Origin of the sequence: Nitrobacter vulgaris, from assembly GCF_002028545.1 — a bacterium.
Taxonomy (GTDB): domain Bacteria; phylum Pseudomonadota; class Alphaproteobacteria; order Rhizobiales; family Xanthobacteraceae; genus Nitrobacter; species Nitrobacter vulgaris.
Genome location: NZ_MWPQ01000016.1, coordinates 1 through 7032 on the forward strand (window position 1 = coordinate 1; position 7032 = coordinate 7032).

The 7032-nt window shown below is 57.8% G+C and carries 2 protein-coding genes and 1 pseudogene; 2 read left to right on the forward strand and 1 reads right to left on the reverse strand.

Going from position 1 to position 7032, the window contains the following annotated elements:
- Nucleotides 1–1128: 1128 nt before the first annotated feature.
- Nucleotides 1129–1519: pseudogene (locus B2M20_RS04160) on the reverse strand (MBL fold metallo-hydrolase); the annotation flags it as partial.
- Between the two features lie 1084 nt (nt 1520–2603).
- Between B2M20_RS04160 and B2M20_RS04170 the strand changes: the two are divergent.
- Both B2M20_RS04170 and B2M20_RS04175 read left to right on the forward strand, forming a co-directional pair.
- On the forward strand, nt 2604–6248 hold the full coding sequence (locus tag B2M20_RS04170) for a nitrate reductase subunit alpha (protein ID WP_079445834.1): 3645 nt from the start codon (nt 2604–2606) through the stop codon (nt 6246–6248).
- A gap of 554 nt (nt 6249–6802) precedes the next feature.
- Nucleotides 6803–7032, forward strand: a 230-nt coding sequence (locus B2M20_RS04175) for a putative inorganic carbon transporter subunit DabA (RefSeq protein ID WP_139372833.1), incomplete at its 3' end; no start/stop codon positions are given.

A 7032-nucleotide genomic window follows, 5' to 3' on the forward strand; every position in this document is an offset into this window, starting at 1 on the left:
TCTCAGCCCCTCGTTAGTTTGGTTGGTGTACAGAACCAAAATCAAGCTACCGTTCCATCTTCGTGAAGTGAGCAGAGCGACCCGGTACCTACTGGTACTTGTACCGGATCGCGGAGTTTGCGGCGAAGGAAGGGACTAGGACCCTCGCCACGAGTCAAATCTACACCTCTAAAAAGAAATATCAAGGATATATCTTTACGCCCTGACCAGCCGTAATCGCCACGAACTTTTACGCTTCATCATGGACCCACAGGTTCGCGGCAAATGATGATGACTCGCGTTGGTTTGCGCCGGTGGCTATCTGCTACACCGCGACAGTAGCAAATTAGGAGCGAAGTTTTGTCCAAAAAGAAAGCGGCAGTTCGCCGCGACTGGACGAACGACGACGATCGCACTCTCAAGGCAACAGATCGAAGCTCCGCAGCCGCAGTATCGATGCGGGCAGCCAGGCGGCCGCCCTCCGACTACCTTTGCCGCTCCTTCTGCCATGACGCGTTGAAGGTCGGTTGTCATTGGCTTCCTGACCTTGGGAAACCAACCGTCTGAACATGGCCGCATGACCTCATCGGAGCAGCCGATCGGGTTGTCAGTGCCGGCAAAAGATGATGCTTCGGCCTCGCATCTGCCGCGTGGATCGTCAGGGCGCACAGAAGAGCTGCCAATGGCGTTGGCCGCACCGTATACACTTGTATATTTCGGGTATGATTGCGTGCCGGTTGCCGCCGGCGCGGGACTGCCGACCGGCGGTCTCCTGCGTTCGCAAATCGTGGCCGGATTTTATTCCGCCGGTGACACTTCGGCAAACGCCATTTGTGTCACGTGCTGCTCTCGTAAATGAGCTACTACAGTGGCACGCGCACCCATTTGTCATTGAACAAGGACGCGCCGATGTCACGGACCGCCGAGACAGCATTTTCTGCCATCCGATCCTGGACGGACTGCACCATCAATATGTCCGGATTTGATTTGCGGTAGGCACAGTCTTGTCATCGAGCAGTCGCACCTTCCGGCAAAGAAGACACTCGACCCAACGACCAGTTCGGTATTGTTTCGTTGCTCTAGATGCTTGGTCGATCGGGCCGGATCCGGCACCGAAGCGCACCGTGACCCGGACTGATCGGATGTGGTTTAGTCAGTAATCTCAGTAGACGGGCACCCACGGAACGCTTCGCCCTCAACAGCGACCCGCCGACGGACGGAAATGGCAGGTGGGTGGCCACGAGCTGTTCGCCGGTTGCTGCCAACTCCCTCAAAAGACGGACACGGACGCGGGCTGCCTCTTCAGGATCGTGTTCGAAGCCGTTATGCCAGTCGGGATGATCGAACCCGACCGCGAAAACGGCATCGCCCGCGAAGGTCAATCGGTCGTCACCGGATGCGAGCGGACCACGCTGTGACCGGGCGTGTGACCGCCGATACGGCGGACGATGATGCCCGGTGCGACTTCGTGTTCCTCATCGAGCAGTCGCAGTTGACTTCGGTACTCTTGCGCGAACCGCTTGGCAGTCGACCATAGCGATCTCGCCAGTAGGTCCAGAACGCGTAGACACGTTTGTCACTGAAAATATCGCGGAGGGCGTTCGTCCATCCGTAGCGAAGCGAACGCTTGCGTGGCGCCGGCTGAACCAAGGCATCCTTACCAATAGATGTCGAGGTCGCTCGGCGCGACAAAAGTCGCCGACCAACAGGGCCGGATAGCCTTGCTTCTGCAACCGAGCCGCATGGCGAGCAAGCCGCGAAAACCAACTCATTTCGTAATCGAACTTAGATCCCGCCGCAAAAGTCGCCTGATGCGCGATTTCGAGCGCTATATCAGGACCGTTACAGCCTTCGTCTGCCTCGCCATGATCTGCATCATGCTCCGGTACCTCATTATGCTCAACCCAATGCTCCCGAGTCTAATCTTCTTGGATCAGCGCCAGTTGCAAGCGACACGGCTCGCGCCATGACCTCCCAGGGAGGTGAAGTTGAACTTCGTCGCGAGACCGCAGCCTTGAGTCAAAAACATAAGCGGGGAAGGGGGAGACGACAAAATTTTATACTTGAAGAAGACGACGGCGTGAATTGGGCAGACGATAGGGTAGCTTGCTGTGCAATCGCGACATCATCGGTCGCGGTTATTCAATGTTGTGTAGTTAGCCGACCCATCGCGATTACCGCAGAGGAGATCGTCGTATCGTGCATGGATTGCGTCATTGCAAATGCAAGACGCGCAAGTCTATGTTGGAGCATCAACTAGGATTGAGTCCTCCAAGCTGCCGAAAGGCAATGCTTCTTGCTGCGGTATCTCTCGCGGTGAGAGCACTTACCCCGAACTAATCAGGTTGGTGGATTTCGTTTGCCTGCAAATGAGCGGGCGGACTCTCGACGCGATGAATCCTGCGCACGACAACGACGGGCGGAAAGCACCTCCCGGCGAACGGTAGTCCTTTGGAAAAGGAAAGTGTGATGAGCGGTATCGATCTGGCGATTACACGAAAGCTCGTGATCAAATTCATTGACCGACCCGGCGGATGACTCCGCAGAGCGCTTTGAAGAAGCAAATTGAAGAATGTGATGACCGACAGGCCTAGCGGCCGGTCGAAAGCACTGAGGAGACGCTGATGAGCTGGATACTTGACCTCGTTAATCCCCGGGAGCGCAAGTGGGAAGAGTTCTACCGCAACCGCTGGTCCCACGATAACGTCTTTCGCAGCACGCACGGCGTGAACTGCACCGGCGGTTGCTCCTGGGCCATCTACGTCAAGGACGGAATCATCACCTGGGAGATGCAGCAGACGGACTATCCGCTTCTTGAGCGCAGTCTGCCGCCGTACGAACCCCGCGGATGCCAGCGTGGCATCTCGGCCTCCTGGTATGTCTATAGTCCGATCCGGGTGAAGTACCCGTATATTCGCGGCCCTCTTGCCGACCTTTGGCGCGAGGCCAAGGCGTCGCATCCGGATCCGGTGCAGGCCTGGGCGTCGTTGGTCGAAGATGAGCAGAAGCGTCTGCGTATCCAGAAGGCGCGGGGCAAGGGTGGCTTCCGCCGTGCCAAGTGGGAAGAGCTGGTCGAGCTGATTGCTGCGTCTTGTTTGTATACTGCGCGCAAGCACGGACCGGACCGGGTGATGGGCTTCTCGCCCATTCCGGCCATGTCGATGCTGTCATTCGCGGCCGGCACACGCTTTTTGTCGCTCTTCGGCGGCGGGTTAATGAGCTTCTACGATTGGTACGCCGATCTGCCGACCTCGTTCCCGGAAATCTGGGGCGACCAGACCGACGTGTGCGAGAGCGCAGACTGGTACAACAGCAAGTTCATTGTTTCGATGGCGTCGAACCTGAACATGACGCGTACCCCCGACGTGCACTTCATCTCTGAGGCGCGCACCGAGGGTACCAAGTTCGTTGTTCTTTCGCCGGACTTCAGCATGGTTGCCAAGTATTGCGACGAGTGGATTCCGCTTCAGGCGGGCCAGGATACGGCTCTGTGGATGGCGGCCAACCACGTCATTCTCAAGGAGTACTATATCGACCGCCAGGTTCCGTATTTCATTGACTACGTGAAGCGCTATACCGACCTTCCGTTCCTTGTCGAGCTCGAGCCCAACGGCAACACCTACAAGACGGGCCGGTTGCTGCGAGCCAAGCGTGTTGCGCGCTATCAGGACGTCGAGAACGGCGACTGGAAGATGCTCGTTATCGACGAGAAGAGCGGCGAGCCGCGCGCGTTCAAGGGGCAGGTCGGCGATCGCTGGGGCTCCACGCACGGCAAGTGGAATCTGTCCGCGGAAGACACGCTGGATAACAGTCCGATCGATCCGGTGCTGAGCTTCATCGATCAGTCCGACGGCGTGGTGCAGGTCGGGTTCGATGACTTCGTGAATGGCAGCGTTGTGTCGCGCGGCGTTCCGGTGAAGCGTATCGCTACGGATAAGGGCGAGGTGCTTGTCGCGACCGGCTTTGACATCATGATGTCTCAGTTCGGTCACAGCCGCGGGCTGGAAGGCTCGTTTGCGACCAGCTACGATGACGAGGATGCGCCGTATACTCCAGCTTGGCAGGAGCGTCACACCGGCATCGGCCGCGAGACAGCGATCAGGTTTGCACGTGAGTTCGCGACCAACGCCGAGCTCACCAACGGCAAGTCCATGGTGATCGTGGGCGCCAGCGCCAACCACTGGTACTACAACAACCTTTGCTATCGGTCGGCGACGGTCGCTTTGATCCTGTGCGGTTGCTGCGGCGTCAACGGCGGTGGCATCAACCACTACGTCGGTCAGGAAAAGCTTGCTCCGGTCGCGTCGTGGTCCACGGTTGCGATGGCGCTCGACTGGAGCAAGCCGCCGCGGGTTGTGCAGTCGTCGACTTGGCACTATGCCCACAGCTGTCAGTGGCGTTACGAACAGGAGTTTACGGAGTATGGCTTGACGGCGCCGAATCCACGATGGGCCAAGGGTCACGCGATCGATCTTGAGGCAAAGTCGGTCCGTTGCGGCTGGATGCCGTTTACTCCCAATTTCCACCGCAACCCGATTGAGGTTGTGGCTGATGCCGAACGAGCCGGCGCGAAAACGACCGAAGATATTGCGGCTTACGTCGTAGATCAGGTTGCGAGCAAGAAGTTGAATCTCGCGATCAATGACCCCGATGCGGAAGAGAACTGGCCGCGCGTGTGGTTCATCTGGCGCGGTAACGCGATTCAGTCGAGCGCCAAGGGTCACGAGTTCTTCTTGCGTCACTACCTTGGTGCGCATGACAACGTGGTCTCTGAGGAACGAGCGAAAGGCAAAACGACAACGGTTAAGTATCGCGAGACAGCTCCGCGCGGGAAGTATGATCTGGTGATCGACATCAACTTCCGCATGAACACGACTGGGTTATACTCCGACATTATATTGCCGACAGCGTTCTGGTACGAGAAGAACGACCTCAACACGACGGACCTGCATTCGTTCTTGCACGTGCTGGGACAGGCGGTTCCGCCGGTATGGGAATCGAAAACGGACTGGGAGATTTTTAAACTGCTCGCCAAGAAGGTCAGTGAATTGGCGCCGCTGGCGTTCTCCAAGCCGGTGCGTGACGTGGTCCTTCAACCGCTTATGCATGATACTCCTGATGAGTTGGCGCAGCCGGAGATTCTCGACTGGGCCGAGGGTGAGTGCAAACTGGTGCCGGGAAAGTCCTTCCCGCACGTACGAGTCGTCGAACGCGACTACGCGAACCTATACAACAAGTTCATCTCGTTCGGACCAAGGGCGCGTGAGGAAGGTATTTCAGCGGTCGGCGTGAACATTCCGATCAAGAAGCAGTACGACCAGATGCTGGAAAACCCCCTCATGCCGATGCCGGATGCGAGGCATATGCGGTGCGTGGAGTGGGGTGGCAAGCGCTATCCAAGTCTGGAAGATGTGCTTGACGCATCCAACACGGTGCTGCTGTGCGCGCCGGTATCGAACGGTGAGGTCAGCTACCAGGGCTTCGTCAACGAGGAACAACATGTCGGACTGCCGCTTGCAGACTTGGCGGAGCCTACGCGGAGTGTCTCGTCGACGTTCTTCGATCTGACGCGGCAGCCGCGGCGTATCCTGACGAGTCCCTGCTGGACGGGCCTGGTCAACGACGGTCGTGCGTATTCCGCCTGGTGTATGAATGTCGAGCGCTTGGTGCCTTGGCGTACGCTAACTGGTCGGCAATCTCTGTATCTCGACCATCAGTGGTACCTCGACTTTGGTGAGCATATACCGACCTACAAGCCGCGGCTCAATCCGCGGAAGACCGGCGATATTGTGAAGAGCCGGGTTGATGATCGCTCGCTGGTGCTGAACTACATCACGCCGCACGGCAAGTGGAACATTCACTCCACCTACAAAGACAATCACCGCATGTTGATGCTGTCTCGCGGCATGGACCCGGTGTGGATCAACGACCGCGATGCTGAAAAGGTCGGTATCGAGGATAACGACTGGGTCGAGGTCTACAACGACAACGGCGTGGTGGTGACACGCGCCAATGTCAGCCGTCGAATCCAGCCTGGCACCTGCATGTATTACCACGCGGTTGAGCGCACGGTGTACATTCCGAAGTCCCAGGAGCGGAAGTGGCGCGGTGGTGGGCACAACAGTCTGACGCGTATTCGTATTAATCCCCTGTTTTTAGCCGGTGGCTATGCGCAGTTCACCTATGGATGGAATTACTGGGGACCGACCGGCATCTTCACGCGCGACACGCATGTCGTTGTGCGCAAGATGGAGAAGGTGGAATGGTAGGTGATATCGCGACGTAGACTATGAGCTTGCAGCCCATTTGAACTACCCGGGAATTGCTAAAGCCGTTTGGTGTGAGTCACGCTGCCAGGGCCGATTCTCCTATGGCTTAGCAGCATCGATGATCCCCCTCGGCTTTGGAAAGGCGGTTGATGGCCTCAGCGAGAGAGGGGACCTGGCTGTCGTTGCGTCATACTGAAGCGTATTCGACCCTCGCGATGTAGTTGCGCAGTCGATCAACTAAAGACGTTCAGGAGAGTGCCGTCCTATACGATGGAGCTCGCCGCCCTTGTACAGCATGGTCGTAAGCTTGGCGAAGACTTGCTCGGTCGGTTCCTGTCAGCACGCGTGTTAGATGTGTCGCTTCATTTAGATGGGACGGCTAGTTGCTTCGGCCAGCCACGCTAACCTTTTTGGCCGCTTTAATGTCAAGTCAATCGCCCGGATTTGGCGAGGCGTGTCTGTCGACCAATGAGTCTTTTCGTCCGATGGTGTTTGCGGGCGCTAGCGTTTGCTAGCGCCGCTGCTGCAGTGCTGGGTTCGATCGGAGGGTGGTCATGGTGGATGCATTGAACCTCGGCCGGCGTCTTCGGGTACGCTCGACCGCCTATGTGGCGGGTGAGCAGCTGCCGTTTTTCTGGCCGATTCGTAACTTTATCAGCCGCAATCCGCTGCGGGGGCTCGAGAGCATGCCGTTCGAACAGGCGGTGCGCCGTGGTGCGGAGCTGTTTCATGCGCGCATGTTCCTGCCGCGCAGCAACTACCAGCAGTGGCAGCGCGAGGGCAA

What these genes read in the sequence shown, in the direction of transcription:
- B2M20_RS04170 (WP_079445834.1), top strand. Translation starts at nt 2,604, where the DNA reads ATGAGCTGGATACTTGACCTCGTTAATCCCCGGGAGCGCAAGTGGGAA.